This is a genomic window from Antarcticirhabdus aurantiaca (genome assembly GCF_009765365.1).
GTDB classification, from domain to species: domain Bacteria; phylum Pseudomonadota; class Alphaproteobacteria; order Rhizobiales; family Rhizobiaceae; genus Antarcticirhabdus; species Antarcticirhabdus aurantiaca.
Genome location: NZ_VTOM01000015.1, coordinates 73,604 through 96,989 on the forward strand (window position 1 = coordinate 73,604; position 23,386 = coordinate 96,989).

At 70.3% G+C, this 23,386-nt stretch carries 30 protein-coding genes; 12 read left to right on the top strand and 18 right to left on the bottom strand.

Translation table 11 applies throughout. The features are described 5' to 3' along the window. Positions 1-3 precede the first annotated feature (3 nt). The 4 genes from FZN60_RS17750 to FZN60_RS17765 form a co-directional block, all read right to left on the bottom strand. Positions 4-1,497, bottom strand: a complete 1,494-nt coding sequence (locus FZN60_RS17750; protein ID WP_158874838.1) for a helix-turn-helix transcriptional regulator — start codon at positions 1,495-1,497, stop codon at positions 4-6. Positions 1,498-1,558: 61 nt separating this feature from the next. Next, entirely contained in the window at positions 1,559-1,867 is a 309-nt protein-coding gene (locus FZN60_RS17755) for a hypothetical protein (RefSeq protein ID WP_158874839.1), read from the bottom strand. Further along, complete coding sequence (locus tag FZN60_RS17760) at positions 1,864-2,088, bottom strand: hypothetical protein (protein ID WP_158874840.1); 225 nt, start codon at positions 2,086-2,088, stop codon at positions 1,864-1,866. Before FZN60_RS17760 ends, FZN60_RS17755 begins: the two co-directional genes overlap by 4 nt. 68 nt (positions 2,089-2,156) lie before the next feature. Then, complete coding sequence (locus FZN60_RS17765; RefSeq protein ID WP_246726917.1) at positions 2,157-3,059, bottom strand: PhnA-like protein; 903 nt, start codon at positions 3,057-3,059, stop codon at positions 2,157-2,159. Positions 3,060-3,343: 284 nt separating this feature from the next. Here FZN60_RS17765 and FZN60_RS17770 point away from each other — a divergent pair, with 284 nt between their 5' ends. Genes FZN60_RS17770 through FZN60_RS17780 form a run of 3 tightly spaced genes read left to right on the top strand, consistent with a single transcriptional unit; the run spans position 3,344 to position 4,961 of the window. Then, the gene (locus tag FZN60_RS17770) at positions 3,344-3,571 is read left to right on the top strand and encodes a DUF3072 domain-containing protein (protein WP_158874925.1); all 228 of its coding nucleotides are present in this window, start codon (positions 3,344-3,346) and stop codon (positions 3,569-3,571) included. Next, on the top strand, positions 3,568-4,254 hold the full coding sequence (locus tag FZN60_RS17775; RefSeq protein ID WP_158874926.1) for a class I SAM-dependent methyltransferase: 687 nt from the start codon (positions 3,568-3,570) through the stop codon (positions 4,252-4,254). Before FZN60_RS17770 ends, FZN60_RS17775 begins: the two co-directional genes overlap by 4 nt. Before the next feature lie 59 nt (positions 4,255-4,313). Next, positions 4,314-4,961 carry a LysE family translocator gene (locus FZN60_RS17780; protein WP_158874841.1) on the top strand — a complete coding sequence of 216 codons (648 nt, stop codon included), beginning with the start codon at positions 4,314-4,316 and terminating at the stop codon, positions 4,959-4,961. Positions 4,962-4,995: 34 nt separating this feature from the next. Here FZN60_RS17780 and FZN60_RS17785 read toward each other — a convergent pair whose 3' ends face one another. Continuing rightward, positions 4,996-7,323 carry an FdhF/YdeP family oxidoreductase gene (locus tag FZN60_RS17785; RefSeq protein WP_158874842.1) on the bottom strand — a complete coding sequence of 776 codons (2,328 nt, stop codon included), beginning with the start codon at positions 7,321-7,323 and terminating at the stop codon, positions 4,996-4,998. Positions 7,324-7,439: 116 nt separating this feature from the next. Then, complete coding sequence (locus tag FZN60_RS17790; RefSeq protein ID WP_158874843.1) at positions 7,440-8,021, bottom strand: L,D-transpeptidase family protein; 582 nt, start codon at positions 8,019-8,021, stop codon at positions 7,440-7,442. A gap of 83 nt (positions 8,022-8,104) precedes the next feature. On the opposite strand from FZN60_RS17790, the gene FZN60_RS17795 reads away from it, so the two are divergent. Together FZN60_RS17795 and FZN60_RS17800 are read left to right on the top strand one after the other, a co-directional pair. Continuing rightward, positions 8,105-8,788 (top strand): response regulator transcription factor, encoded by a 684-nt coding sequence (locus FZN60_RS17795; RefSeq protein ID WP_158874844.1) that lies wholly within the window; start codon positions 8,105-8,107, stop codon positions 8,786-8,788. 151 nt (positions 8,789-8,939) lie between these two features. Continuing rightward, positions 8,940-9,395, top strand: a complete 456-nt coding sequence (locus FZN60_RS17800) for a cyclic nucleotide-binding domain-containing protein (protein WP_158874845.1) — start codon at positions 8,940-8,942, stop codon at positions 9,393-9,395. Here the strand turns inward: FZN60_RS17800 and FZN60_RS17805 are convergent, their stop codons facing one another. The 3 genes from FZN60_RS17805 to FZN60_RS17815 form a co-directional block, all read right to left on the bottom strand. Next, the gene (locus FZN60_RS17805) at positions 9,396-9,893 is read right to left on the bottom strand and encodes a DUF1284 domain-containing protein (protein WP_255476057.1); all 498 of its coding nucleotides are present in this window, start codon (positions 9,891-9,893) and stop codon (positions 9,396-9,398) included. Then, positions 9,845-10,423: a biotin transporter BioY gene (locus FZN60_RS17810; protein ID WP_246726918.1), complete on the bottom strand. Its 579-nt coding sequence runs from the start codon at positions 10,421-10,423 to the stop codon at positions 9,845-9,847. Before FZN60_RS17810 ends, FZN60_RS17805 begins: the two co-directional genes overlap by 49 nt. A gap of 129 nt (positions 10,424-10,552) precedes the next feature. Further along, positions 10,553-11,356: an exodeoxyribonuclease III gene (locus FZN60_RS17815; protein WP_158874847.1), complete on the bottom strand. Its 804-nt coding sequence runs from the start codon at positions 11,354-11,356 to the stop codon at positions 10,553-10,555. Between the two features lie 162 nt (positions 11,357-11,518). Between FZN60_RS17815 and FZN60_RS17820 the strand changes: the two genes are divergently transcribed. Together FZN60_RS17820 and FZN60_RS17825 are read left to right on the top strand one after the other, a co-directional pair. Beyond that, a complete protein-coding gene (locus FZN60_RS17820; protein WP_158874848.1) occupies positions 11,519-12,214 on the top strand; it encodes a septation protein A in 696 nt (231 codons plus the stop codon). Positions 12,215-12,312: 98 nt separating this feature from the next. Next, the gene (locus FZN60_RS17825; protein WP_158874849.1) at positions 12,313-13,146 is read left to right on the top strand and encodes a tellurite resistance TerB family protein; all 834 of its coding nucleotides are present in this window, start codon (positions 12,313-12,315) and stop codon (positions 13,144-13,146) included. Positions 13,147-13,189: 43 nt separating this feature from the next. Here FZN60_RS17825 and FZN60_RS17830 read toward each other — a convergent pair whose 3' ends face one another. The 5 genes from FZN60_RS17830 to FZN60_RS17850 all read right to left on the bottom strand — a co-directional run bounded on the left by FZN60_RS17830 (position 13,190) and on the right by FZN60_RS17850 (position 15,987). Further along, positions 13,190-13,762 carry an NUDIX hydrolase gene (locus FZN60_RS17830; protein ID WP_158874850.1) on the bottom strand — a complete coding sequence of 191 codons (573 nt, stop codon included), beginning with the start codon at positions 13,760-13,762 and terminating at the stop codon, positions 13,190-13,192. After that, a complete protein-coding gene (locus FZN60_RS17835; protein WP_158874851.1) occupies positions 13,759-14,424 on the bottom strand; it encodes a DsbE family thiol:disulfide interchange protein in 666 nt (221 codons plus the stop codon). The genes FZN60_RS17830 and FZN60_RS17835 overlap by 4 nt, the downstream gene beginning before the upstream one ends. Continuing rightward, positions 14,421-14,606, bottom strand: a complete 186-nt coding sequence (gene ccmD / locus FZN60_RS17840) for a heme exporter protein CcmD (protein WP_158874852.1) — start codon at positions 14,604-14,606, stop codon at positions 14,421-14,423. Before ccmD ends, FZN60_RS17835 begins: the two co-directional genes overlap by 4 nt. Positions 14,607-14,636: 30 nt before the next feature. Further along, on the bottom strand, positions 14,637-15,398 hold the full coding sequence (locus FZN60_RS17845; RefSeq protein WP_158874853.1) for a heme ABC transporter permease: 762 nt from the start codon (positions 15,396-15,398) through the stop codon (positions 14,637-14,639). 64 nt (positions 15,399-15,462) lie between these two features. After that, positions 15,463-15,987, bottom strand: coding sequence for a gamma carbonic anhydrase family protein (locus FZN60_RS17850; RefSeq protein WP_158874854.1), 525 nt, complete (start codon positions 15,985-15,987; stop codon positions 15,463-15,465). A gap of 136 nt (positions 15,988-16,123) precedes the next feature. Here FZN60_RS17850 and FZN60_RS17855 point away from each other — a divergent pair, with 136 nt between their 5' ends. Next, a complete protein-coding gene (locus tag FZN60_RS17855) occupies positions 16,124-16,384 on the top strand; it encodes a DUF2934 domain-containing protein (protein WP_158874855.1) in 261 nt (86 codons plus the stop codon). 33 nt (positions 16,385-16,417) lie between these two features. Here the strand turns inward: FZN60_RS17855 and FZN60_RS17860 are convergent, their stop codons facing one another. Both FZN60_RS17860 and FZN60_RS17865 read right to left on the bottom strand, forming a co-directional pair. Continuing rightward, the gene (locus tag FZN60_RS17860; protein WP_158874856.1) at positions 16,418-17,971 is read right to left on the bottom strand and encodes an OpgD/OpgG family glucan biosynthesis protein; all 1,554 of its coding nucleotides are present in this window, start codon (positions 17,969-17,971) and stop codon (positions 16,418-16,420) included. A 189-nt stretch (positions 17,972-18,160) separates the two neighbouring features. Beyond that, a complete protein-coding gene (locus FZN60_RS17865) occupies positions 18,161-18,331 on the bottom strand; it encodes a hypothetical protein (protein ID WP_158874857.1) in 171 nt (56 codons plus the stop codon). Positions 18,332-18,462: 131 nt separating this feature from the next. Here FZN60_RS17865 and FZN60_RS17870 point away from each other — a divergent pair, with 131 nt between their 5' ends. Then, positions 18,463-19,188, top strand: a complete 726-nt coding sequence (locus FZN60_RS17870; RefSeq protein WP_158874858.1) for a trypsin-like serine peptidase — start codon at positions 18,463-18,465, stop codon at positions 19,186-19,188. 124 nt (positions 19,189-19,312) lie between these two features. Then, positions 19,313-20,929, top strand: a complete 1,617-nt coding sequence (locus tag FZN60_RS17875; protein WP_158874859.1) for an ABC transporter substrate-binding protein — start codon at positions 19,313-19,315, stop codon at positions 20,927-20,929. Here FZN60_RS17875 and FZN60_RS17880 read toward each other — a convergent pair. Together FZN60_RS17880 and FZN60_RS17885 are read right to left on the bottom strand one after the other, a co-directional pair. Beyond that, a complete protein-coding gene (locus FZN60_RS17880; protein ID WP_158874860.1) occupies positions 20,922-21,179 on the bottom strand; it encodes a hypothetical protein in 258 nt (85 codons plus the stop codon). The two genes, FZN60_RS17875 and FZN60_RS17880, sit on opposite strands and share 8 nt — an antisense overlap. Before the next feature lie 19 nt (positions 21,180-21,198). Further along, positions 21,199-21,588, bottom strand: coding sequence for a hypothetical protein (locus FZN60_RS17885; protein WP_158874861.1), 390 nt, complete (start codon positions 21,586-21,588; stop codon positions 21,199-21,201). A gap of 283 nt (positions 21,589-21,871) precedes the next feature. On the opposite strand from FZN60_RS17885, the gene FZN60_RS17890 reads away from it, so the two are divergent. Together FZN60_RS17890 and FZN60_RS17895 are read left to right on the top strand one after the other, a co-directional pair. Then, positions 21,872-22,348, top strand: coding sequence for a DUF995 domain-containing protein (locus FZN60_RS17890; RefSeq protein WP_158874862.1), 477 nt, complete (start codon positions 21,872-21,874; stop codon positions 22,346-22,348). A gap of 146 nt (positions 22,349-22,494) precedes the next feature. After that, on the top strand, positions 22,495-23,205 hold the full coding sequence (locus tag FZN60_RS17895) for a FadR/GntR family transcriptional regulator (RefSeq protein ID WP_158874863.1): 711 nt from the start codon (positions 22,495-22,497) through the stop codon (positions 23,203-23,205). The last annotated feature ends 181 nt before the right edge of the window (positions 23,206-23,386 follow it).

A 23,386-nucleotide genomic window follows, 5' to 3' on the forward strand; every position in this document is an offset into this window, starting at 1 on the left:
GGCTCAGGCCTTGGCCGGCTTGCGGCGCTCGGCGTCCGGCCCGACGATGCCGCGCTCGCGCGCCCAGACGATGGCCTCGCTGCGGCGGTGGACGCCGATCTTGGCGTAGATGCGCGCGACGTGATTGCGGATCGTGTTGCGCGACAAGCAGAGCTTGTCGGCGATCTCCGCGTCGTCCAGCCCCTGCGAGACGAGGCCGAGCACCTGGCGCTCCTTGGGGCTGAGGTCGGCCTTGAGCGCTCCGGCCGGCTGGGGCGAGCGCATGGTGGCGAGCTTCTCCATGACGCCGCGGCTGAACCAGGTCGTGTCGGTCATCACCTCTTCGATCGCGGCCACGAGCTCGAGCTCGGAGGCCTTGCGCTCCGAGATGTCCTGGAAGACGTCGAGGACGCAGACCGCGCCGCCGATGGTCACCGTGTCGGCCGAAACGAGGCAGTCGATCACCGCGCCGTCCTTGGTCTTCAGCTTGGCGTCGCGGCCGCGGAAGCTGCCGCCCTCGACGAGCTCCTTTTCCAGCTTGCGCCGGGTGGACGCCGCTTCCCACAGCTCGATCTCGGCGGGGCTGCGCCCGATCACCTCGTCGGCCGACCAGCCGGTCTCCTTCAGGAACGCCTCGTTGACGTCGAGGATGCGGAAGCCATCGAGCGTGCAGATCTTCATCGGCACGGGCGCCAGGCGGAAGGTCTTGGCGAACTTCTCCTCGCTGTTCCGAAGCGCGCTCTCGGCCTTCCGCCGCGGTTCGAGGTCGGCGAAGGTGAAGAGCATGCACTTCTCGTCGCCGATCTCGATCGGTTGGCCGGCGGTGATCACCAGCTTGGACTCGCCGGCCGGGAGTTGGAGGCAGGACTCCATCTGCGGGATCGTCGCCCATTCGGCGAGCCGCTGCTTGCCGAGTTCGCGCTTGTCGGCCGCCTCCATCACGTCGAGGTCGTAGACCGAGCGCCCGATCACCGCCTCGCGGGCATAGCCCGTCATGTCGAGGAAGCCCTGGTTGACGCGGATATAGCGAAGATCGGACACGCGGCAGATCAGGGCCGGGGCCGGATTGGCGTTGAAGGAGCGCTCGAAGCGCTCGATCGCCTGCATCTCGTCGGTGGCGTCGGTGACGATCAGGACGAGGCAGTCCGGCTGGTCGCGCGCGTCGGTGAGGACGAGGCTGCGGACCCGGTGCACCCATTCCGGCTCGTCGCAGCCCGCCCGCGCGACCTCCACCACGACGTCGACGAAGACCTCGCCCGCCACGACGCGATCCGTCGGATAGTCCCCTTCGGCCAGCGGATGGTTGTTCCGGTAGCGGAGCTGGAAGCGGTCCCGGTAATCGTCGACCGTGGTCCCGAGATCGGCGAGAGCGGCGACGCCGTGCATGCGGAGCGCGGCGTCGTTCGCCCAGCTGATCGTCTGGTCGGGATCGATGAGGATCACGCCTTCCGTCAGCCCGGCGATGATCTGCTGGAGCTGACGACGCTCGACCGTGCGGCCATCAAGTGTGTCGACCATGATCCTTTCCCGTGCAATCGGATTCGGTTCGCAGCAGCCGCAGGCCCGGCGGCGCCGGCTCTCAGCCCTCGCCCGGAGCTGGACCGGCGGCGATGAGCGTGGTCTCGGCGGTCTCGCGGCGGGCCTGCCGAACCGCCTCGGCCCGGTTCTCAAACTCCCGCACCCCGACCAGCCGGCCGTTTTCCACGATCGGAGCGACGCCATGGCTGGCGAAGGTCTCCGCCAGGCGGCGCAGCCAGGGCGCCTCGATCGGCCGGTCGCCCTCCAGGTCGAGGATCCGCGCCACCGGCACGTCGGCCTGGATGGCGAGGCGGCGGGTCGACCAGTTGAGGAAGCCGCGCGCCGCCCGGCAGGTGCGGCTGTCGATCATCGCGGCACCAGCGCGGTTCGGGGCGCGAGCCCGTAGCTGCCGCGTCCGAGCTCGAGCCAGACCGCCTGGTGGTCGTAGCCGTCCATCCAGGCCTGCCATTCCGGCGAGTCGACGGCGTGGGGATTGTCGCTGCGCCGCGCCGCACGGCGCGCGGCTTCGGCGCCGCTCTCGACGAGGGCCTGGCGCTCGCTCGTCGCGGTTCTGATCGCGTTCTTGTCCATGTCTGTCGATCCTCGCGCGGCGGCCAAAACGGCCGCCGCGACGTTCAACGGGTTTCGTGCTCGCTGCCTCAGGTGCGGCCGTAGGCGTAGGTGCTGGCCGGAGCGACGCCGGCGCGTCCGCCGAGCCAACCGGCAAGGGCGCCGAGGACGAGCGCGAGCGCGGCGAGGAGCGAGCCCTTGGACACGACGGACGCCGTCGTCTCGGCCGCCTGGGTGGCGGTCTCCTGCGCGCTCTGGATCGCCGCGAGGGTCTCGGTCTCGATGCGCGTCACGTCCTGGCGCGCCTGCTCGACGGGGATGCCGCGGGCCTGGGCAAGCGCCTCGGCCGCCTCGTTGCGGGCCTGGTCGGCGCCGTCCGGACTGCCCGTGACGAGCGCGCGAATGGCGTTGACGGCGTTCGCCTGCAGGGCTTCCGGGTCGGTGCCGGTGGCCTGCACCTCGTTCTCGATGGCGTCGAGCGGATTGACGTTCGAGTTCGCGACCGCGGGCGCCGCGGCCTGGACCGCGCTCTGGCCGACGCTGCCGAGCGCCGAGGTGACGCCGCCCACCGCGCCGCCCACGAGCGAGCCGATCGTGGTGGTCAGGAGGTAGAGAACGAGAAGGGTGGTGAACGCCCAGGTCGTCAGGCCGTGAAGCGCGGACGCGGTGCGGTCGATGCGGCCGGACAGGCGCGCGGCGATATAGCCGCCGACGAAGGCGGCGACCAGCGCGGAAGCAAGAGCCCAGACCGCTGCGGCGATCGAGAAGCTCGAGGCGGACGGATTGTCGGCTGCGCCGGCGGCGGGGTCGAGCGTGGCGATACCGATGCCCGTCCCGACCAGCGTCAGGATCACCTGCACGACGAGTGCGATGGTGACGCCGGCGAAGATGGCGCCCCAGGACACCTTGTTGGCGAGCGCCGCCTGCGCGGTCACCGGTCCCGCACCCACGCCCGCGGGCCCGAGACCGGCATTCGCTTCGAACATCGTCATGATAAGGCTGCCCTTCCTGCTCTGATGGAGGCGGCCCATCCGCGGGCCGCTTGTTCCTGCCTAAGTGGTGGACAGCCACGGACCGCACAGACGCACTTTTACCTATGCACTGGTGCAGGCGGCTCTTTTTACAGGGTCGGTTCCGCAGGGATGATCGCCGGACCGGACGCCACGTAGTCCGTCGCAGCCGACCGCGCGTCGAGGTGATATGAACCGGCGGCGTGCGGGAACCTAGTCGCGGTCCGGAACATTAAGGGAACACACCGATATGGAAAGGCGACGCGATGAGCGCGAAGACCGAGAACCCGAAGACCGAGGCCCCTTCCAACGCCGAAAAGGACCCGGCGGACTGGACGACGGGCGGCGAGCCGATGACGGGCGCGCAGGCCTCCTACCTCAAGACGCTCTGCGAGGAGACGGGGCACGCCTTCGACGAGACCCTGTCGAAGGCGGACGCCTCGAAGCTGATCGACGAGTTGCAGGGGCAGAGCAAGCGCTTGAAGTCGGCCTGAGCGGCGCGCCGGAGCGGCTCGATCCGGCACGGGCGCAGGACTTCATCCTCGCCAACACGGCCGTTCTTGCCGTTCCGCACGTGCCGGAGATCAGGCTGCACATCGCCGACGAGGCGCATGATCTCTGGCTGAAGACGGAGGACGAGCTCGCCGCGATCGGCCTGCCGCCGCCCTTCTGGGCTTTTGCCTGGGCGGGCGGCCAGGGCCTCGCCCGCTTCGTCCTCGACCATCCGGACATGGTCGCGGGCCGGCGCGTCCTGGATTTCGCCAGCGGCTCCGGCGTCGTCGCCGTAGCCGCGGCGAAGGTAGGGGCGGCGCGCGTCGTGGCGGTCGACATCGACCCCTTCGCCGCGCCCGCCCTGCGCCTGAACGCGGCGCTGAACGGCGTCTCGATCGAAGCCCGCATCGCCGACCTCGTCGGCGTGCCGGCCGGCGAGGTCGGCGCCGACGTGCTGCTCGCTGGCGACGTGTTCTTCGACCGGATGTTCGCCGACCGGCTCGTGCCCTGGTTCGATGCTCTCTCGTCGGCGGAGATGACGATCCTGGTGGGCGATCCCGGCCGGGCCTACCTGCCGCGCGACCGCCTGACCCGCCAGGCGACCTACCGCGTGCCGGTGACGCGGGCGCTGGAGGATGCGGAGATCAAGGAAACCACCGTCTGGCGCTGGATGGTCGGGCGCTGAGAAGGCCTGCTTGCCACGCAGTCGCGGCTATGGATTGATCGTCTTCTTTGGAGACGTCCATGACCGTCGAACACTGGCTCGCCTTCGCCGCCGCCTCCGCGGTGCTTCTCGTCATTCCCGGCCCCACCATGCTTCTCGTGATCACGCACGCGCTCGCCCACGGCCGGCGCGTCGCGCGGGCCTCCGTCGCGGGCGTCGCCCTCGGCGACTTCACCGCCATGACCGCCTCGATGCTGGGCCTGGGCGCCCTGCTCGCGACCTCGGCCCTTCTCTTCACCGCGCTGAAGTGGATCGGCGCCGCCTACCTGATCTGGCTCGGCGTGAAGCTCTGGCGCGCCCCCGTCGCGCCGATCCCCGGCGACGGCGCGCAGACGACGACCGCGGACGACGAGGAGGTCTCCGCGCGCCGCATCTTCCTCCACACCTACGCGGTGACGGCCCTCAACCCGAAGAGCATCGTCTTCTTCGTCGCCTTCCTGCCGCAGTTCCTGAACCCGGCCGCGCCTCTCCTCCCGCAGATGGTAGTGTTCGAGACGACCTTCCTCGTTCTCGCGACGATCAATGCCAGCCTCTACGCCGGCCTCGCCTTCGCCGCCCGGCGCGCCGTGACGCGCCCGGGCGTGCGCCGGGCGGTCAACCGCACCGGCGGCGCGGCGATGATCGGCGCCGGCCTTCTGGCGCTCGGCTGGAAGCGCGCTGCGGCTTGAAGCGGGCGCATCCGCGAAGGATGCGGGCGCCGGCCTATTCCGCCGCCGCTCGCACCTCCCGCTTCAGGATCCGCACCGGCACCGACTTCGCCGCGGGAACGTGGCTGCGCTCGGCATGGTGCCAGAGCGGGATCAGGGGGTTCAGCTCGGGATAATAGCCGGCGACGTCGCCCTTCGGGATCGAGAAGCCGTGGACGATGTAGTTCTCGACGCGGCGCGACACCCCGTCGTCGGCATGGGTCTCGACGTCGACGCGGTCTTGGTCGCGAAGGCCGAGCCGCCCCATGTCCTCCCGGTTCATCAGGATCACCATGCGCGAGCCCGAAATGCCGCGCAGGCGGTCGTCGTAGCCGTAGACCGTGGTGTTGAACTGGTCGTTGGAGCGCACCGTCATCAGGTTGAAGACATCGGCGCCGTTCGTGTCGATGTCCGGGTTCGGATCGAGCCCGTTCGGGACCTTGAAGTTCGCCTTCTTCGTGTCGGTGCGCCACTCGCGCCGCGCCGCGGCGATGTCGCGGCGAAAGCCGCCGGGGGTGCGGAAGCGCGCGTTGAAGTCCTTGAAGTCGGCGGGATAGGCCTTCTCGATCGCGTCGCGCACCTTGGCGTAGTCGGCGACCCACTCGTCCCAGGGCACCCGGCCGCGGCCGGCGATGGTCGCCTTGGCGAGTTCGGCGACGATCTTGGGCTCCGACAGGAGCTCGGGCGACGCGGGCTCGCGCCGGCCGTCGGAGGCGTGGATGCAGGCGGTCGAGTCCTCCATCGAGACGGTCTGCGGACCGCTCGCCTGCGTGTCGCGCTCGATGCGCCCGAGGCAGGGCAGGATGTAGGTGACCTCGCCCGGCAGGAGGTGGTTGCGGTTCAGCTTGGTCGAGATCTGCACCGACAGGCGCATCCGCCGCCAGGCTTCCTCGACGAGCGCGGTTTCCGGCACGGCGCGCGAGAAGTTGCCGCCGAGCGCGACGAAGCCCTTCACCGAGCCGTCGATGATGCCTCGGCACGCCTCCACCGTGTCGAGGCCCTTCTCCTTGGGAACGGTGAAGCCGTAGAGCGCTTCGAGCTTGTCGACCGGCACGAGCTCGGGCTTCTCGGTGATGCCGACCGAGCGCTGCCCCTGCACGTTGGAATGGCCGCGGATCGGCGAGATACCGGCGCCCCGCTTGCCCATGTTGCCGCGCATGAGAAGGAGGTTCACGAGCATCTGGACGTTGTCGATGCCGTGCCGGTGCTGGGTGAGGCCCATGCCGTAATTGGCGATGACCTTCGTCGCCCGCGCGTAGACCCGCGCGGTGTGCTCCAGATCGTCGCGCGACAGGCCCGAGCGGGCCTCGATCGCGCTCCACTCGGTGTCGCGCACGAAGCGCTCGAAGTCCTCGAAGCCGGCCGTGTGCTCGGCGATGAAGTCGGCGTCGAGAACGCGGGGCGCGCCCAACGCCTTCGCCGCGTCGTCGAGGGCGAAGAGCGCCTTGGCGATGCCCGTCATGGCGGCGACGTCGCCGCCCGCGCGCAGCTGGAAATAGTCGCTCGACATCTTCACGCCCTCGTCGGGCGAGAGCATCTCGACCGGCGATTGCGGGTCCTTGAACCGCATCAGGCCCCGCTCCTCCAGCGGGTTGAAGGTGATGACCGGCACGCCGCGCTTTCGCGCGTCGTGGACCTGGTGGAGGAGGCGCGGAGCGTTGGTGCCGGTGTTGTGACCGAAGAAGAACATCATGTCGCAGGCCTCGAAATCGTCGAGGACCACGGTGCCGACGGGCGAGCCGATGGATTCGGGAAGGCCGACCGAGGTGGACTCGTGGCACATGTTCGAGGAGTCCGGCAGGTTGTTCGAGCCGTAGATCCGCGAGAACAGCTGCCACATGTGAGAGGCCTCGAGCGAGGCGCGGCCGGAGGCGTAGAAGACGACGCTCGTCGGCTCGAGCGCGTTCAGCTCGGCGCCGATCTCGGCGAAGGCGTCGGCCCACTTCACGGGCACGTACTGGTCGAGCCCCGCGTCGTAGCGCATCGGCGTCGTGATGCGGCCCTGCTTCTCGAGCTCGTGGTCGGTCCAGTCGAGAAGCTCGGAGACCTTGTGGCGGGAGAAGAAGTCGCGGTCGGCGCGCTTGGGCGTGATCTCCCAGATCGTCGCCTTGGCGCCGTTCTCGCAGAACTCGAAGGGATGCGGCTCGGCGGGCTTGGCCCAGGAGCAGGACACGCAGGCGAAGCCGTCCGGCTTGTTCTGGCGGCTCAGCTCCGCCCAGACGCCGGAGGCGAGGAGCCCCTCGGCGGACGATTTCTCCACGAGGCTCTTCACCGAGCCCCAGCCGCCGGTCGGGTGGTCGTAGGGCTCGACGGTCGGGCGGTCGGTGATCTCGCTGCGCTTCATGGGAACAAGCCTTCTTGCGAACGCGGCCGGCGCGCCTGCGCGCCCGGCCATCATTTGGCTTGGAAGAGTTCCAGGTCGGCGAAGGTTCCGGGACCCGGGCCGCGGCGCAGCGCCGCTCAGCGCGAAACGATCAGCGCCACGCCGGGCCGCAGGAGTGGCGCGATGCGCAGGAGATCGCGCGGATGCAGCGCGACGCAGCCCTCCGTCGGGCGATACCCCGCCTTGGCGATGTGGAGGAAGATCGCCGAGCCGCGGTGGCGCGCGCGCGCGGACACGTTCCAGTCGAGAACGAGACCGCAATCGTAGAGGCGGTCGGCGCGGGCCAGCGTCTCGTGGCTCGCCGCGAAGGGCAGGCGGACGGGACGGTTGTAGGCCGGATGGCTCGGCGCGTCACACCAGCCGTCCCGCGCCGGGTCGACCCAGCGCACCGGCAGCGACACGGCGAGGCCGGGCAGCCGCCCGCGCCGGCGAAAGGCCGACAGGATCCGCATCCGGGCGATCGGCGTTCCGCCGTCGCCCTCGCGCTTGAAGGCGGTGACGCCGCCGCGGCCCAGCGCGCAGGGGATGCGGTGCGGCCCGGCCTGGAGGATGCCGCGGCTCGGCCTTCCGGCGCCGGGCGCCGGCCGCACGGCCAGAACGGGCGGCTTTCCCGGCTTTTCACCGCGAAGGCGCGTCTTTCGCCCTGTGAATCCGGCCATCACGCCCCTACATTGTACGAAACCGGCGGCTCGCCCGCCCTCCACATCCGGACCTAGCCCCAGCCCAGGCGATACGACAAGCCATGAGCGCACGCAGCATCCTCATCGTGGACGACGACGACGACCTCCGTCAGACCTTGGCGGACCAGCTGTCGCTGCACGAGGAGTTCAACGTTTCCCAGGAGCCGACGGCGACCAAGGGGATCAACGCCGCGCGCGGCGGCCTCGTCGACCTCGTCATCATGGATGTCGGGCTTCCCGACATGGACGGGCGCGAAGCGGTGAAGGTGCTCCGCAAGTCGGGCTTCAAGGCGCCCGTCATCATCCTGACCGGCCAGGATACCGACGCCGACACGATCCTGGGCCTCGAGGCCGGCGCCAACGACTACGTGACGAAGCCCTTCCGCTTCGCCGTGCTCCTCGCCCGCATCCGGGCGCAGCTGAGGCAGCACGAGCAGTCGGAAGACGCGACCTTCCAGGTCGGTCCCTATATCTTCAAGCCGAGCCAGAAGGTGCTTCTCGACGAGAAGGGCGGCAAGATCCGCCTGACCGAGAAGGAAACGGCGATCATCCGCTACCTCTACCGGGCCGACCGCCGGGTGATCACCCGCGACGTCCTCCTGGAGGAGGTCTGGGGCTATAATTCGGGCGTGACCACCCATACGCTGGAGACCCACGTCTACCGGCTGCGCCAGAAAATCGAGCCCGAGCCCTCCAACGCCCGGCTGATCGTCACCGAGGCGGGCGGCTACAAGCTGATGCCGTGAGGCGATCCGGTCGCGCCTGTCGGCTCGACGCTCCGGCTTCGCGCCAGGAACTTGCCGTTTCCTAGTCATGCCATGCTAAGGATGATTCGGCTTCGGACGTCCCGCCCGTGGCCGGACCAGCATGGGAAACGGGAGGCATTTGCGAGTCGGGATGAGCCTCGAAAGCGACATCGCCGTCCTTCGCAACGTGTCCTTGTTCGAAGACCTGAGCCTGGATCAGCTCCGCCTGCTCGCCTTCGGCGCCGAGCACCGGCGGCTGCGCCGCGGCGAGATCCTGTTTCGCGCCGACGCGCGGGCCGATGCCGGCTTCGTGGTGGCGAGCGGCGAGGTCGGGCTCTTCCGCAATCGGCGCTCCGGCGAGGTGCAGGTCGGCACCTTCGGGCCCGGCACGGTTCTGGGCGAACTGGCGCTCGTCACCGAGACGCGGCGGCCGGCGACTGCCCGTGCCGAGACCGACTGCGACATCCTTCGGATCAGCCGCCAGATCTTCCGCCGCATGCTCGAGGAATATCCGGAGATCGCGGCCGAACTCCACGCCCGCCTCGCCGATCAGCTGGCCGAGATGACGGCGCAGCTCCTCGCCATGGAAGAGCGCTTCAGCAGCTAGCTAGAGCCGCGCCCCGGCAAAGCCGTTGGCGGCGATATCGGTGCAAACATCGAACCAGGGACAATCGCCGCAGGGCGTGCGGCCGCGCGCGGGATCGTCGCGGAAGGCGGCGCGCATGGTTGAGAGATAGTCGCGGTCGAGGCGGACCTCGTCGCCCTCGCCGAGCGGCCGGCCGAGGATCTCCGAGGCGCCGGACAGCGCCCGCGCATCGCGGGCCGACGCGCTTTCGAGCTCGCAATGGCGCTCGGCCGGCGGGCAGAGGCCGGCGCAGATGTCGTCCGCGCCCGTCACGATCCGTGCCGGCACGCCCGATGCGAGGCGCGCGGCCACCCCGTCCATGGTCGCGACGAAGCCGGGGCTGTAGCCCCGGCCGATATCGGTGAGAAGGCAGAAAAGGTGGTGCGGGCGCAGCCGAACGAAGGCGGTGGCGGCGGCGCCCGGCGACGTCGTCAGCGGGCGAGAAGCCGCGCGACGGCCCGGCCGGCGGCAAGGCCGCAGGCGGCGGCGAGCGCCGACTTCAGCACCGTGCCGACGAGGAAGGGCGTGAAGCCGAGAACGATCGCCTGTTCGAAGCCGACGAAGCTCGACAGCCACAGGACGCCCGGCACGAACAGGACGGCATGCCCGGCGAGCATGGCAAGGAAGGAGCGGAACATGTCCTCGCCGCCCCAGCCGCGCTGGGCGAGCCAGCCGACGAGCGGCGCGGCGAGCGCGAAGCCGAGAAGGTAGCCGCCGGTCGGACCCATCATGTAGGCGAGACCGCCCGCACCGCCCGACAGGACCGGCAGGCCGAGCGCCGCCTCGCCGAGCCAGGCAAGAATCGTCGCGAAGGCGAGGCCCGGTCCGTAGAGCGCGCCGATCAGCAGCACCGCGAAGGTCTGCATGGTCACCGGCACCGGCACCATCGGCACCTCGACATAGGACGAGGCGGCCAGGAACAGGGTGCCGAGGCCGACGGCCAGGATCTTCGTGGGAACGGAGCGGGCGCCGATGAGACCGGCGGGGCTGAGGGCGGTGGCTTGGGTCACGCGAGCGCTCTCCTGACGGACGAGAGGAAGGAGTCCCGGACGGGACGACGCGTCCGGCTTATCGCGTCGCGCGCGCGCCGTCCACAGGCAGGACCGCCGTGGCGAAACGCACGCGATGGTCGTGCGGCCTCACCAGTTGAAGCGCGCGACGACCGGCACGTGGTCGGAGGGGCGTTCCCAGCGGCGGGCATCCTTCAGGACCTCGATGCCGGTGAGGTCGGCGGCGATGTCGGCCGAGCTCCAGATATGGTCGAGACGGCGACCGCGATCGGCGGCTTCCCAGTCCTTCGCGCGGTAGCTCCACCAGGTGTAGAGTTTCGTCGGCTCGGGGATCGCCTGACGCATCAGGTCCCGCCAGGCCCCTTCGCTCTGGGCGAGAGTCAGCGCCTCGGTCTCGACGGGCGTGTGCGAGACGATCTTGAGGAGCTGCTTGTGGCTCCAGACGTCCGCTTCCAGCGGCGCGACGTTGAGGTCGCCGACGAGGATCGCGGGCGTGCCCGGCTCGGCTTCGGCGGACACCCCGCGAAGCTCGGCGAGGAAGTCGAGCTTGTGGCGGAACTTCGGGTTGATCTCGGGATCGGGCTCGTCGCCGCCGGCGGGAACGTAGAAATTGTGGACGCGGATCAGCCGGCCGTTCACGTCGAGCCGGGCCGAAAGGTGGCGCGCATCGGCGATGGCGCAGAATTCCTGGCGCACGATGTCGGCGAAGGGGTGGCGCGACAGGATGGCGACGCCGTGATAGCCTTTCTGTCCGTGCAGCGCGACGTGCTCGTAGCCGGCGGCGCGGAAGGCCTCTTCCGGGAACAGCTCGTTCGGGCACTTCGTTTCCTGGAGGCAGAGAACGTCCGGCCCCTGCTCGGCGAGGAAGCGCAGAACGAGATCGAGGCGCAGCCGCACCGAGTTGATGTTCCAGGTAGCGAGCGAGAAGTCCATCGGGGCGGATCCGGTGTGCTGAATCGAGGCGTCCTTATGGAAGCCCGGAGGGATCGGCGCAATCCGCCTTGCCTTTCGCGCTCATTCGGCCGCATTGGCGTGGCAGCACGCGAAGCGCGCGCCCAGATGAGGCCGCGCGATCCTGCCCGAGAAGAGATCCCGATGTCCGACCGCATCATCGAAGACAAGCCCAACGCGCCCGGCAAGCCGGAGATGAATCCGCTGCTGAAGCTCGTGCTGGAGCTCGGGCCGATCCTGGTCTTCTTCTTCGCCAACCTGCGCGGCGAGCAGCTCATCGCGAGCTTCCCGGCGCTCGGCGTCTTCGGCGGGCCGCTGCTCCTGGCCAACACCTTGTTCATGCTGGCGACGGCGCTGTCGCTCGCCGTGTCCTGGTCAATCATGCGCACCCTGCCGCTGATGCCTCTCGTATCCTGCGGCGTCGTCGTGGTGTTCGGCGTCGCGGCGATCTGGCTTCAGGACGAGGTCTTCGTGAAGATGAAGCCGACGATCATCAACGGCCTCTTCGCCGCCGTGCTGCTCGGCGGCCTCGCCTTCGGCAAGCCGCTCCTCGGCTACGTCTTCGACCAGGCCTTCAAGCTCGACATGGAGGGCTGGAAGAAGCTGTCCTTCCGGTGGGGCCTGTTCTTCGTGTTCCTGGCGATCCTCAACGAGGCCGTCTGGCGCGGCGCCGACGCTCATTTCGCGTTGGACACGAAGGCTGGCGACGACTTCTGGGTGAACTTCAAGCTCTGGGGCACGATGCCCATCACCTTCATCTTCACGCTGTTCCAGTTTCCGCTGATCAAGCGCCATTCGCTGGAGCCGATCGGCGGGCCGGCCGAGCCGCCCAAGGCCTGAGCGGGGCCCTTTTCGCGCCCCGGCGCATTGTTCCCGGCCTCGTCCCTCCCGATATGCGGGGTCAGCGACCACGCTCATTCAACCGGAGGACGAGATCCATGGACGTTCAGAAGCTTCTCAACCAGTTCCTCGGCGCAGGCGGCCGCTCCGGCCTTGGAAGCGGCCACGGGCAGGGCGGCTTCGGACAGACCGGCGGCAACTACGGCGCCCCCTCCTCCGGCGGCTCGGTGGTGGACCAGCTCGGCTCGCTTCTGGGCGGCAAGCGCGGCGGCTCGGGCGGCGGCTCCGGGATCAACTCGGCGATCGCCGGTGCGCTCGCCAGCGGCCTCGCCTCCCAGCTCTTCCGCGGCAAGTCGATGGGCAAGATGGGCGGCTCGGCCCTGAAGCTCGGCGGCGCCGCGCTCGTCGCGGGCATCGCCTACAAGGCCTACCAGTCCTGGCAGGCGAACCAGCAGAACCAGCGCCCCGGCCAGGGCTTCCTGCCGCAGGGCGGGGCGGCCGCCGGCTCGATCGCGCTCGACAACGGCGCGACGCTGCCGCAGGCCCACGGCACGCCCTTCCTGCCGGGCGGCCAGGAGGAAGCGCATGCCAGCCTGATGTTGTCGGCGATGATCGCGGCCGCCAAGGCCGACGGCTACATCGACGCCGACGAGGAGCGGGCGATCTTCGGGCGCATCGACGAGATCGGCCTCGACGCCGAGGAGCAGGGCTTCCTCGCCGAGCAGATGCGCCGGCCGATGTCGATCAGCGAGCTCGCCGCGCGCGCGACCTCGCCCGAGATCGCCGTCGAGGTCTATACCGCTTCGCTCATCGCCATCGATCCCGACCATCCGGCCGAGCAGGCCTATCTGAAGCGCCTCGCCGACGCGCTGCGCCTCGCCCCCGACCTCGTCGCGCAGATCCACCGCACCACGGGCGACGTTATCGCCTGACGCTGGCTCGGCGCTCCGGGAGGCGGCGGCTCCGGACGCCGCCTCACATGTCCTCGTGGGCGAGCGGCGTGCCGTCCGGCATGCGCGCGCCGCTCTCGCCCTCGGGATTGGTGAAGGGCACGGGCGGCGCGCCCGCCTCGGCCGCCGCGTCGTGGGCCAGCGCCCAGTGGACGGACGGAAAGGCGAGTTCGTCCCAGGGGATCTCGTCGGGGGCGAAGAGCCGGACGTCGAGGCTTTCCGGCCCCGCCGCGATGGCCGGATTGGCAAGGCGCGCGCGGTAGATCAGCTGGACCTGGCTGATGCGCGGCACGGCATAGACGGCGAGCAGGCGGTCGAGCGCGAGCACCGCGTTGGCCTCCTCGCGCGCTTCGCGCCGGGCGCCCTCCTCCGGCGTCTCGTTCAGTTCGAGATAGCCGGCCGGGATGGTCCAGAAGCCGGAGCGCGGCTCGATCGCCCGGCGGCACAGGAGGATGCGCCCTTCGTGGCGCACCACCGAGCCGACCACGATCTTCGGGTTCTCGTAGGACACGAAGCCGCAATGGTCGCAGACCGCGCGCTCGCGGTCCTCGCCGGGCGCCACCCGGCGCGAGAAGGCGGGCGTCAGCGGCTCGCTCATCCCGCGCGCTCCGGCGCGGGCCCTTCGCCCGCCGCGGCCGGGATGCCGGACGGCACGAGCTTCTCCAGCGCCGGCAGAAGGCCGGTGCGCATCGAATCGGGCGTGAAGGGGCCGGTCTGCTTGTAGACGATCTCGCCGTCGGCCGAGACGAGGAAGCTTTCCGGCACGCCGTAGACGCCCCAGTCGATCGTCGCCGAGCCCTTCGGATCGACGCCGAGCGCGTCGAAGGGATTGCCGAGCTGGGCGAGAAAGGCGCGGGCATTCTCGGGCTCGTCCTTGTAGTTGATCGCGACGATCGACAGCCGCCCGTCCCCGGCAAGGTCCATCAGCAGCGGATGCTCGTCCCGGCAGGGCACGCACCAGGACGCGAAGACGTTGACGAGCACCGGCCGCCCGTCGCCGAAACCGGTGAGATCGAGGCCGGGCATGGGCCGGCCGGCCGCGTCGGTCAGGCCGTCGAGGGGCGGCAGCACGGTCTGCGGCGCGCTCTTGCCGACGAGAACCGACGGGATCGACTGCGGATCGTGCCCCGACAGGAGCTGAAAGAGGAAGACGCCGGCGAGCCCCGCGAAGAGCGCCACCGGCAGAAGCGCGAGCCGGCTCGCGCGGCGGCGCGGCGCGGGTGGCGACGGGGGTGCCGTGACCGGGGCCTCGTCGCTCACGACTGCCCCTCCCCGGCCGGCGGCGCGCCGGACGAGCGGCGGCGCAGTCCCCGCGCTTCCAGGGCGGCCAGGGCCCGGCGCTGCGCGCGGGCGTCGAGGCGGATCCAGGCGAACAGGGCGAGAAGCACGATCGCCGTCGCGCCGTAGGCCGCGGCGACGAAGGCGAAGTAGTCGGAATGCATGGGAGCGGACTCTCCGAAGAAGCGCTGCGGTCAGGCCGCCTCGGCGCGGCGGGCGGCGAGGCGCTGCAGCGCGAAGACGCGGCGGCGCAGGATTTCCGTGCGCATGGCGTTGAGGTGGAGGGCGAAGAACAGCGTCGTGAAGCCGGCGGCGCAGACCAGAAGCGGCCAGAGAAAGGCCGGATCGAGCGTCGGCCCGCCGGCGCGCAGGACGCTCGCCGGCTGGTGCAGCGTGTTCCACCAGTCCACCGAGAACTTGATGATCGGCAGGTTCACGAAGCCGACGAGAACGAGGACGGCCGCCGCGCGAGCGTTGCGGCCGGGCTCCTCTTCCGCGCGGGACAGGGCGATCAGGCCGAGATACATGATGAAGAGCACGAAGACGCTGGTCAGCCGCGCGTCCCAGACCCACCACGTCCCCCACATCGGCCGTCCCCAGACCGAGCCCGTGAAGAGGCAGAGGAAGGTGAAGGCCGCGCCGATGGGCGCCGCCGCCTTGATCGAGACGTCGGCGATCGGGTGGCGCCAGACCAGCGTGCCGAGCGCCGAGGCACTCATCACGGTCCAGGCCATCATGGCGAGCCAGGCGAAGGGCACGTGGATGAACATGATCCGCACGGTCCGGCCCTGCTGGTAGTCCTCGGGCGCGAGGAAGCCGAGAACGAGCCCCGCCGCCAGAAGCAGCGCGGCGAGCCCGTAGAGCCAGGGCTGGAGCCGCCCCGACAGCTCCAGGAAGCGCGTCGGATTGGCGAGGATGGCGAAGCGCGAGGGCTTGGAAAGCGAAAGGTCGGACATCGGCGTCCAGCTTAAAGGCTTTCTGGACCGCCGGCAAAATGAATGCTGCGCGAGGCGCCTCGCGTCAGCGCGACGACAGGCCGGCGGCGAAGCGGCGGGCGTTGAGGACGTAGACGTCGGCCGAGCGCTTCAGCGCCTCGACCGCGTTCGCGTCGAGCTCGCGCACGATCTTGCCCGGCGCGCCCATGACGAGCGAGCCGTCGGGAATCACCTTGTTCTCGGTGATCAGGGCGCCGGCGCCGATCAGGCAGTTCGAGCCGATGCGCGCGCCGTTGAGGATCGTCGCGCCCATGCCGATCAGCGTGTTGTTGCCGATCGTGCAGCCGTGGACGATGGCGCGATGGCCGATCGTGCAGTTCTCGCCGATCGTCACCGGCAGGCCGGGATCGACGTGGACCATCGTCATGTCCTGGATGTTGGTGCGCGCGCCGATGGTGATCAGGTCGTTGTCGCCGCGCAGCACGGCGCCGAACCAGATGCCGACATCCTCGCCCAGGACCACGTCGCCGATCACCTCGGCGCTCGGCGCCACGAAGCAGAAGCCGGCCGGCAGGCGAGGCGCGATGCCGTCGAGCGCGTAGATTGTCATGCCCGCTCCCGTGATCCCGAAGGTCGGCGCCCGGATTTCATAGCCGCGTAAACGAACCCGCGGCCGCCCGCCATTTGCCCGACATTGTTCCCTGTCTACATGGATCCAAGGGAGGCGCAAAGGACGAGGGTCCGCCATGACGTTCTACGAGGACACCGAGGCTCTCCGGAGCCGCGCGCACCAGATCTGGATGAGCGAGGGCTGCCCGGACGGGCGGGCCCTGGAGCACTGGCTGGAAGCGGCGCGCGAGCAACGAAGGGTCTATGATCCCGCCCAGCCCTGGTACGGCGAGGGAGCGCCGCGCGGCGAGGCCGCCTTCATGCGGCGCATGCTGTGGCAGCCCCAGCCGCACGAGGCCGGACGCCTGCGGGAGGACGCGTTCGCCCGGCTGATGTGAAGGCGCCTCGAAGCCGGAAAGGCCGCCCGGCTCTCAGCCGGCGGATGCCTGTTCCGGCGCGACGTCGTTTGATACCTCCAGCCGGTAGAGCCAGGTTTCGGAGGCCCGCGCGCCGCCGCGGGTGAGGTGGAGCGAGATCTCCACCGGGTCCTTGCGCGCCCCGTCGACGACGAGGTTGAACGTCACGCGCCGAGCCGTTCGGGGGCCTTGCGGGGGCACCTGCACGGACAGGCCCGCGACCTCGGCGTCGGACGCGCTTGCCACGGCCTCCACGGGTCCCGGGGCCGCGAGGCCCGCACCGTCGAAATAAACGTAGAAGATCCGGTGCAGCTTGCCGCCGTCGCGCTTGGGCATGTCGAGGCGGGTGGCGGTCGCGCGGGCAAGTCCGCCGCCGGCGAACCAGTCCTCGCACCAGCGCAGGCGGTAGGAAACGTCCAGCCGCTCCCCCGCTTCCGGCGCCCGCTCCGGCGTCCAGAAGGCGACGACGTTGTCCATGAACTCGCCGCTCGTCGGGATCTCCACGAGCTGGACCGAGCCGCGCCCCCAATCGCCGCGCGGCTCGACCCAGAGGCTCGGCCGGCGCTCGAAGAAGACCTGGCTCAGATAATGATCGCCGTTGCGGTCCCGCTGCATCAGGCCGAAGCCCTTGGGGTTCTCGTCGGAAAAGGCGCTGAGCGCGAGGTGGCGGGGATTGTCGAGCGGGCGCCAGAGATGATCGCCCCGCCCCGTCTCGATCTGCAGCCCATCGCTGTCGTGCACCTCCGGCCGCCAGTCGTAGGTCGCCTCGCGCTCGCCCTCGCCGTACCAGAACATCGAGGTGAGCGGCGCGATGCCGAGCCGCGCGACGCTGCGGCGGAAGAACAGCGTCGCCTCGACGTCGGTCAGCGTTTCGGGGGCGCGCTGCGTTTCGAAGCGGAAGGCCCCCGAAACGCTCGGCCCGTCGAGAAGCGCCCAGACCGTCGGGCCGCGGCCGTTCTGCGCCGCCTCGATCCAGAACTCGGTGAACTCGGGAAATTCCTCGGTGCCCGGACCGCCGCTGTTGATCGCGATGCCGCGGGCGGAGATGCCGTATTGCGACAGGTCGCCGGAGGCGCGGAAATAGCTCGCGCCCAGAAAGGCCAGCCAGTCGCCGTCCTCGGCCCCGCGACCCGCCTCATGGACGCGGAAGCCCGCGAAGCCCGCATCGTCCGGCATCTTCTGGGCCGGGCTGTCCGCCGGCATGCGGAACATCGTGCGGTCGTAGACGAGTTCGCGCGCCTGACCGCCCGACACGACGTGGAGGCGCACGGGGCGCGGAAAGAACTGCCCGAGGTGAAAGGGCGTGACCTCGAAGGCCTCGCCGCGGAACAGGGCGCGCTCGGCCACGGGACGGATCGCGCCGTGGTCGTCGTAGAAGATGCGGCCGACGATCTCCGGGGCGACCTTCGGACGCTGCGCGAAGGGACGCTCGGCCAGCATGGCCGCCCGCACCTTGAGCGCCTCGAACGAGAACGGCTCCGCCGGCGCGAAGGCGTCGCGCGCCAGCGCCGCGAGCGCCGGCGAGGCGGCGAGAGCGAGAAGGGAGCCGAGAAGGGATCGACGGTTCATGGGCACTCCGCTGCGCCGACGCGCCCGACACGACGCGGCGCGCGGCGGAGTGCCGCTCGACGGGCGCGGGGCCTCGGCCTGCCGGCGACGCGACGCGGCGGCGCCCTCAAGACGTTACCCGCGCGAAAGCCGGACCGGCATATGGCCTCGGCCTGCCTGAACCTTTGCTGAACGCCTGGTTGCGGCGTTTCAGGCGTGGGCGGCGAGCAGGCCGGCGGTGGCCGGGCGCTCGGGGAGACGGGCGACAACGTCGCGGCTCGCCTCGGCGGCCTGAGCCTGGCCGTGGCCCTGGCCGCGCGACACCAGAACGGCCGTGCCGTCGGCGCGGTGATGAAGATAGAACAAGGGCAGGAGCGGCATCGCGAAGGTCCTCCGGTTCGTGCAGGCGCGTCGGCGGTTCTGGCGCCGCCTCAAGACGCGTCGATCCAGTCTGCCGACCCGACCCGGCGCGAAGCTGGCCGAGGCCGCCCGCAGCCGCTAAGCTCCGTGTCGTGACGACGCTTTCCCCGCTTTCCCGTTTCGCTCCGGTCCTGGTCCTCGGGCTCGCCCTGGTCTCGCCGGCCGGCGCGCAAGAGCCGGCGACCCCGCCGTCGCTGACGACCCTCGACGCGCGCGCCGCCCCCTGGACCTCGGTCGGGCGGATGAACAACAGCGCCTACGGGCGCTGCGCCGCCGTGCTCCTCGGCCCGCGCGTCGCCGTCACCGCCGCGCACTGCTTGTTCAACCGGCGCAGCGGCCGCTTCCTGGAAGCCGGTTCGATCCACGTGCTTTTCGGCTTCGACCGCGGCAGCTACGGCTTCCACGCCACCGTCGCCGCGATCGAGATCGCCGACGGCTACGATCCAAAGGCGCCCGCCACCGCCCTGCCGAAGGATCTCGCGGTGCTCCGGCTCGCGCAAGCCGTGCCGGAAGCCTTCGCGCCGGCCCGCTTGGCCGAGCGCCTGCCCGATCCGGGGCGTCCGCTGACCGCTGCCGGCTACGCGCAGGAGCGCAGCGAGGTCCTGTCCTCCGCCCCGCCCTGCAGCCTGCAAGGGACCGATCCCGCGGGGCTGATCGTATCGGACTGCTACGCCTCGCACGGCTTTTCCGGCGGGCCGCTCCTCGACGCCGAAACCGGAACCCTCGTCGGCATGACGGTGGCCTCGGCGCTCGCCGACGGCCGGCCGGTGGCGCTCGCCGTCCCGGCCGCCCGCCTCGTCGAGGCGCTCGCCCCTTGAGGGGGCCGCATCGTCAGGCGCAATCGTCCTGAAACATCGCCGCGCTAGCCGTTTCATCCTGCGCGCGAGCTCGCGAGGAGCGACGACGCGGCGCGCGTTTCAACGATCGAGCGGGGCCCCGTTCATGACAGTCCGCTGGCGGCAAGCCGTTCTTTCCGTTCTCGTCGGGCTCGCCGCCCTCATCCCCCTTCCCGCCGCCGCCAAGACCCTCGTCTTCTGCTCCGAGGGCAGCCCCGAAACGCTGAACCCGCAGCTCGCCGTCACCGGCACGGCGATGGACGCGGCCCATCCGATGTTCAACACGCTGGTGGAATACGCGATCGGCACGACCAACATCCGGCCGGCGCTCGCCGAGTCCTGGACCATCTCGCCGGACGGGCGGACCTACACCTTCCGCCTGCGCGAGAACGTGCGCTTCCACGCCAACGACGTGTTCACGCCGACCCGCCCTCTCACCGCCGAGGACGTGGTCTTCTCGATCGAGCGCCAGTGGAAGGGCGACCATCCATTCCACGAGCCGGTCGGCGGCACCTTCGATTATTTCCGCGATACGGGCATGGAGGACCTTCTCGAAGCCGTCGAGGCGCTCGACGAGCGGACCGTTCGCATCCGGCTGACGCGCCCCGAAGCGCCCTTTCTCGCCGACCTCGCCCTGCCCTTCGCCTCCGTCCTGTCGGCAGAATACGCCCAGACGCTGCAGCGGATCGGCCGGCCGGAGCTTCTCGACACCCGCCCCATCGGCACCGGGCCCTACATGCTCGTCGACTACCGTCCCGACGTGGCGCTCCGCTACCGGGTCTTTCCCGACTACTGGCGCGGCCGCCAGGTGATCGACACGCTGGTCTTCTCGATCACCCCCTCGCCGACGGCGCGGCTCGCCAAGCTGCAGGGCGGCGAATGCCACATCTCCGCCTTTCCGACCCCGGAGGACGCCGAAACGGTGCGCGCCAACCGCGACCTCCGGCTCTACACCGCCGAGGGGCTGAACATCGGCTACCTCGCGATGAACACGACGCGCCCGCCCTTCGACGACGTGCGGGTCCGGCGGGCGCTGAACGCCGCGATCGACAAGGCCTCGATCATCGCCAGCGTCTACGGGGCGACCGGCACCGAGGCGACGAACCCGATGCCGCCGACCATGTGGGGCTACAATGCCGAGATTCCGCCCTTCCCGCACGACCTCGCCGAGGCGCGGCGGCTGATGACGGAGGCGGGGCTCACCAAGGGCATCAGCCTCGACCTCTGGTACCCGCCAATCAACCGGCCCTATCTCCCGGACGGGCGGCGCGTCGCCGAACTGGTGGCGAGCGATCTCGGCCGGATCGGCATCGAGGTCGAGCTGAAGACGATGCCCTGGGCGGAGTACCGGCAGGCCATGCAGGACGGCGACTTCTCGCTCGCCCTGTTCGGCTGGTTCGCCGACATCGGCGATCCCGACAACTTCCTCCACACGCTGCTCGGCTGCCCGGCCGCGCGCACCGGCGGCAACAACGTCGCGCGCTGGTGCAACCCCGCCTTCAACGCGCTGGTGACCCAAGCCAAGGTGAGCTCCGACGTCGCCCGCCGCAGCGCGCTCTACGAGGAGGCGCAGGTCCTGTTCCACGAGGACGTGCCCTGGGTGCCGATCGCGCACGCCAACTTCATGGTGGCGACGCGGGCGGAAGTGACGGGCTTCACGATCGACCCGCTCGGCTACCACATCGTCGAGAACGTCGACATCGTGCCCGGTCCGGTCAACTGACGGGATCGGACGGGTCGATCTCGCGGATCCGCAGCCGGCCGCGCTCGGTGAGGCGCACCCACCAGGCGTCTCCCCAGCCGGGAGAGACCTGGCAGAGACGCCGACCGAGCAGCGCGTCGACGACCTGCAATTCCCGGTCCGTCATCGACTGCAAGGGACGGCCGACGCTGTCCTCCGGCGCGAAGCCGTCCTCGATGCTGGCCAGCAGCGCCGTCTCGGCGGGTGTCAGGATGGGGCGATGTCCGCTCATGGTCGGGTCGTTCCTGCCGTCAGCTGCGCCGCGCGCGCGGCACCAGGCTCGGCGTCATTCCGGCGAGCTGGACGTGCAGGTCGTGGGCGGTCGCGCGATTCATGGCGAAGCGGAACGGGGCGCCGGACGCGCCGAACAGCGACAGGACGGTGAGCCGGCCGTCCTCCGAATCCCCCACCTCGACGCGATGGGCGCCGAACACGGTCCTGCGCCCGTCGCGCGCGCCGCCGGCATCCTGGCTGCTCAACGAATCGGCGAGGTAGAGAAGCCGGGGGAGCTCGGCGATCGGCAGCGCGATCACCAGCTCCCGGTCCTCGGCGTCGCGCAGCCGGATCAGCACGTGCTGCCGGTCCTCCGACAACAGGCCGCCCGTGACCGCTTCGAACCGTTGGGCATCGACTACCGACATGCCGCCTCCCTGCCCATTCCCCAACGGCATATCATATCTGCCGGTACGTCAAGCTTTAACGGGAGCAGCCTCGCGAGGGATCCCCCAAATGGGGGATGAAACGGCCCGGCGCGAAGAAAAGATCCGGCGCTCGCTCGACCGGCAGCCGACGCCTGCCTCCTTTTCTTGAGGCCTGCTGACAACAAGAACGGCTTTTTCGCAAGACCATAAACCTGGATCAAGTTCGGCGATTGATTCGTCGCGCCTTTACGCTCCTCCTACTCAACAAGAAAGGGAGGATGAAATGAGTCCTGCGTATCGCCTTATCGAATCGAGCCTCCTGATACTGGCTTTTCTATCGACTTCCACGTGGTCGGCCCAGCTTCCGGCAATATCCAGGCCGGCCGATGCTGCAGCCATACGGCAGATCTATGCCGGAAAGACCTGGGCGTGGAAGAAACGGCCGACCGGAATCTACTTCGCCCCGTCCGGGGCGCTCCAGGCCTACGAGAACGCGCCCGACGAGCGCGTCGGCACCGGCAGCTGGCGCGTCGACGACAAGGGACGGCTGTGCGTCGATATCCGCTGGCAGCGGACTGCCGGCGGCGACAGCCGGCACAAGTCATGCTGGAGCCACCGCCGCGTCGGCAGCGTGATCTGGAAGCAGCACGACGCCCGCAGCGAGTGGTACAGCGTTTCCGGCCGCTCGCGGGAGGGCGGACGCATCTCCGACGGCGACCGGATCAGCCCGGCCGTCGATCGCGCCCGCGCGCGGCGCTGACGGCGGCGCCGCCGACCGAGGGCGCGCTGCCGCCGGCATCGGCATCGCCCGCCTCGGCGGCACCAACCCCGTCTTCGCCCGATCGACGGCGCGTTGACAGCGCCGCGTCCTTGCCGCCACAGGTCGGCGGCGAGACGGAGGCGGCGATGGGCACCAGCACGGGCGAGGATGCGAGGCGCGCGGCGCCGACGAGCCGCATGCGCGAGGCGATCGCGGTGATGGCGGAATACATCGCCCGCTCGACGCTGAAGCCGGGCGACAAGCTGCCCTCGGAGCACGAGGTGATGGCGGCGCTCGGCATCGGCCGCTCCACCGTGCGCGAGGTCATGCGCCACTTCCAGGCGCTCGGCGTCGTCGAAACGCGGCGCGGCTCGGGCTCGTTTCTTCTCAAGCCCGTGTCGGCCGAGACGATCCATCTGCCGCTCTCGATCGAGCCGGGTCCGGCGAGCCGCTCGCCGCTCCACGCGCTCGACGTCTGCCGCGCGCTGGAGGTCGAAGCCGCGATGATGGCGGCGCGCCGGGCCGCCGACGCCGACATCGAGCGCCTGGGTCGCCTGCTCGACGCGCTGGAAGAGGCCCACCGCGCGCGGGGAACGGCCGCCCCCGAGATCCTCGCCTTCCGGCGGGCGGTCCACGAGGCGACGGGCAATCCGCTCTTCGCCCAGCTCATCGACCAGATGCGCGCCGGCGGCAGCGGCGACGACGCGGCCTTCGAGCAGCCCGAGGTGGCGCGCCGGACCTTTCCCGTCTTTCGGACGCTCTTCGAGGCGATAGGGCGCGGCCAGCCCGGCGCCGCGCGCGAGGCGGCGGCCCGCCTCTTCGCCGTGCTCGAGGACGAGGCGACGGCCGAGCGCTGAAGCGAGCAATCGAGGCGATTCCACGAGGCTCGGCATACGAAACGGAATGCGGGAAAGAGAACGAGCTGACAGGGCCCGGCGGACGCGCCTCTCGGCAGATCCGCTGGCCCTTGTCGCTCACCAGCCGGTTCCCGTCGTGACCAGCTCCAGGTGCTACCTGGCACGCCTCCGCCGACAGCAG

Excerpts from the sequence above, each read along its gene's own strand:
- ccmD (WP_158874852.1), bottom strand. The coding sequence starts at position 14,606 with ATGCATTCCGACTACTTCGCCTTCGTCGCCGCGGCCTACGGCGCGACG.
- FZN60_RS17790 (WP_158874843.1), bottom strand. The coding sequence starts at position 8,021 with ATGGCCGGATTCACAGGGCGAAAGACGCGCCTTCGCGGTGAAAAGCCG.
- FZN60_RS17875 (WP_158874859.1), top strand. The coding sequence starts at position 19,313 with ATGACAGTCCGCTGGCGGCAAGCCGTTCTTTCCGTTCTCGTCGGGCTC.
- FZN60_RS17825 (WP_158874849.1), top strand. The coding sequence starts at position 12,313 with ATGGACGTTCAGAAGCTTCTCAACCAGTTCCTCGGCGCAGGCGGCCGC.
- FZN60_RS17820 (WP_158874848.1), top strand. The coding sequence starts at position 11,519 with ATGTCCGACCGCATCATCGAAGACAAGCCCAACGCGCCCGGCAAGCCG.
- FZN60_RS17845 (WP_158874853.1), bottom strand. The coding sequence starts at position 15,398 with ATGTCCGACCTTTCGCTTTCCAAGCCCTCGCGCTTCGCCATCCTCGCC.
- FZN60_RS17765 (WP_246726917.1), bottom strand. The coding sequence starts at position 3,059 with ATGACGATGTTCGAAGCGAATGCCGGTCTCGGGCCCGCGGGCGTGGGT.
- FZN60_RS17750 (WP_158874838.1), bottom strand. The coding sequence starts at position 1,497 with ATGGTCGACACACTTGATGGCCGCACGGTCGAGCGTCGTCAGCTCCAG.
- FZN60_RS17785 (WP_158874842.1), bottom strand. The coding sequence starts at position 7,323 with ATGAAGCGCAGCGAGATCACCGACCGCCCGACCGTCGAGCCCTACGAC.
- FZN60_RS17800 (WP_158874845.1), top strand. The coding sequence starts at position 8,940 with ATGAGCCTCGAAAGCGACATCGCCGTCCTTCGCAACGTGTCCTTGTTC.
- FZN60_RS17760 (WP_158874840.1), bottom strand. The coding sequence starts at position 2,088 with ATGGACAAGAACGCGATCAGAACCGCGACGAGCGAGCGCCAGGCCCTC.
- FZN60_RS17860 (WP_158874856.1), bottom strand. The coding sequence starts at position 17,971 with ATGAACCGTCGATCCCTTCTCGGCTCCCTTCTCGCTCTCGCCGCCTCG.
- FZN60_RS17770 (WP_158874925.1), top strand. The coding sequence starts at position 3,344 with ATGAGCGCGAAGACCGAGAACCCGAAGACCGAGGCCCCTTCCAACGCC.
- FZN60_RS17795 (WP_158874844.1), top strand. The coding sequence starts at position 8,105 with ATGAGCGCACGCAGCATCCTCATCGTGGACGACGACGACGACCTCCGT.
- FZN60_RS17830 (WP_158874850.1), bottom strand. The coding sequence starts at position 13,762 with ATGAGCGAGCCGCTGACGCCCGCCTTCTCGCGCCGGGTGGCGCCCGGC.
- FZN60_RS17815 (WP_158874847.1), bottom strand. The coding sequence starts at position 11,356 with ATGGACTTCTCGCTCGCTACCTGGAACATCAACTCGGTGCGGCTGCGC.
- FZN60_RS17885 (WP_158874861.1), bottom strand. The coding sequence starts at position 21,588 with ATGTCGGTAGTCGATGCCCAACGGTTCGAAGCGGTCACGGGCGGCCTG.
- FZN60_RS17855 (WP_158874855.1), top strand. The coding sequence starts at position 16,124 with ATGACGTTCTACGAGGACACCGAGGCTCTCCGGAGCCGCGCGCACCAG.
- FZN60_RS17780 (WP_158874841.1), top strand. The coding sequence starts at position 4,314 with ATGACCGTCGAACACTGGCTCGCCTTCGCCGCCGCCTCCGCGGTGCTT.
- FZN60_RS17880 (WP_158874860.1), bottom strand. The coding sequence starts at position 21,179 with ATGAGCGGACATCGCCCCATCCTGACACCCGCCGAGACGGCGCTGCTG.
- FZN60_RS17890 (WP_158874862.1), top strand. The coding sequence starts at position 21,872 with ATGAGTCCTGCGTATCGCCTTATCGAATCGAGCCTCCTGATACTGGCT.
- FZN60_RS17850 (WP_158874854.1), bottom strand. The coding sequence starts at position 15,987 with ATGACAATCTACGCGCTCGACGGCATCGCGCCTCGCCTGCCGGCCGGC.
- FZN60_RS17755 (WP_158874839.1), bottom strand. The coding sequence starts at position 1,867 with ATGATCGACAGCCGCACCTGCCGGGCGGCGCGCGGCTTCCTCAACTGG.
- FZN60_RS17865 (WP_158874857.1), bottom strand. The coding sequence starts at position 18,331 with ATGCCGCTCCTGCCCTTGTTCTATCTTCATCACCGCGCCGACGGCACG.
- FZN60_RS17895 (WP_158874863.1), top strand. The coding sequence starts at position 22,495 with ATGGGCACCAGCACGGGCGAGGATGCGAGGCGCGCGGCGCCGACGAGC.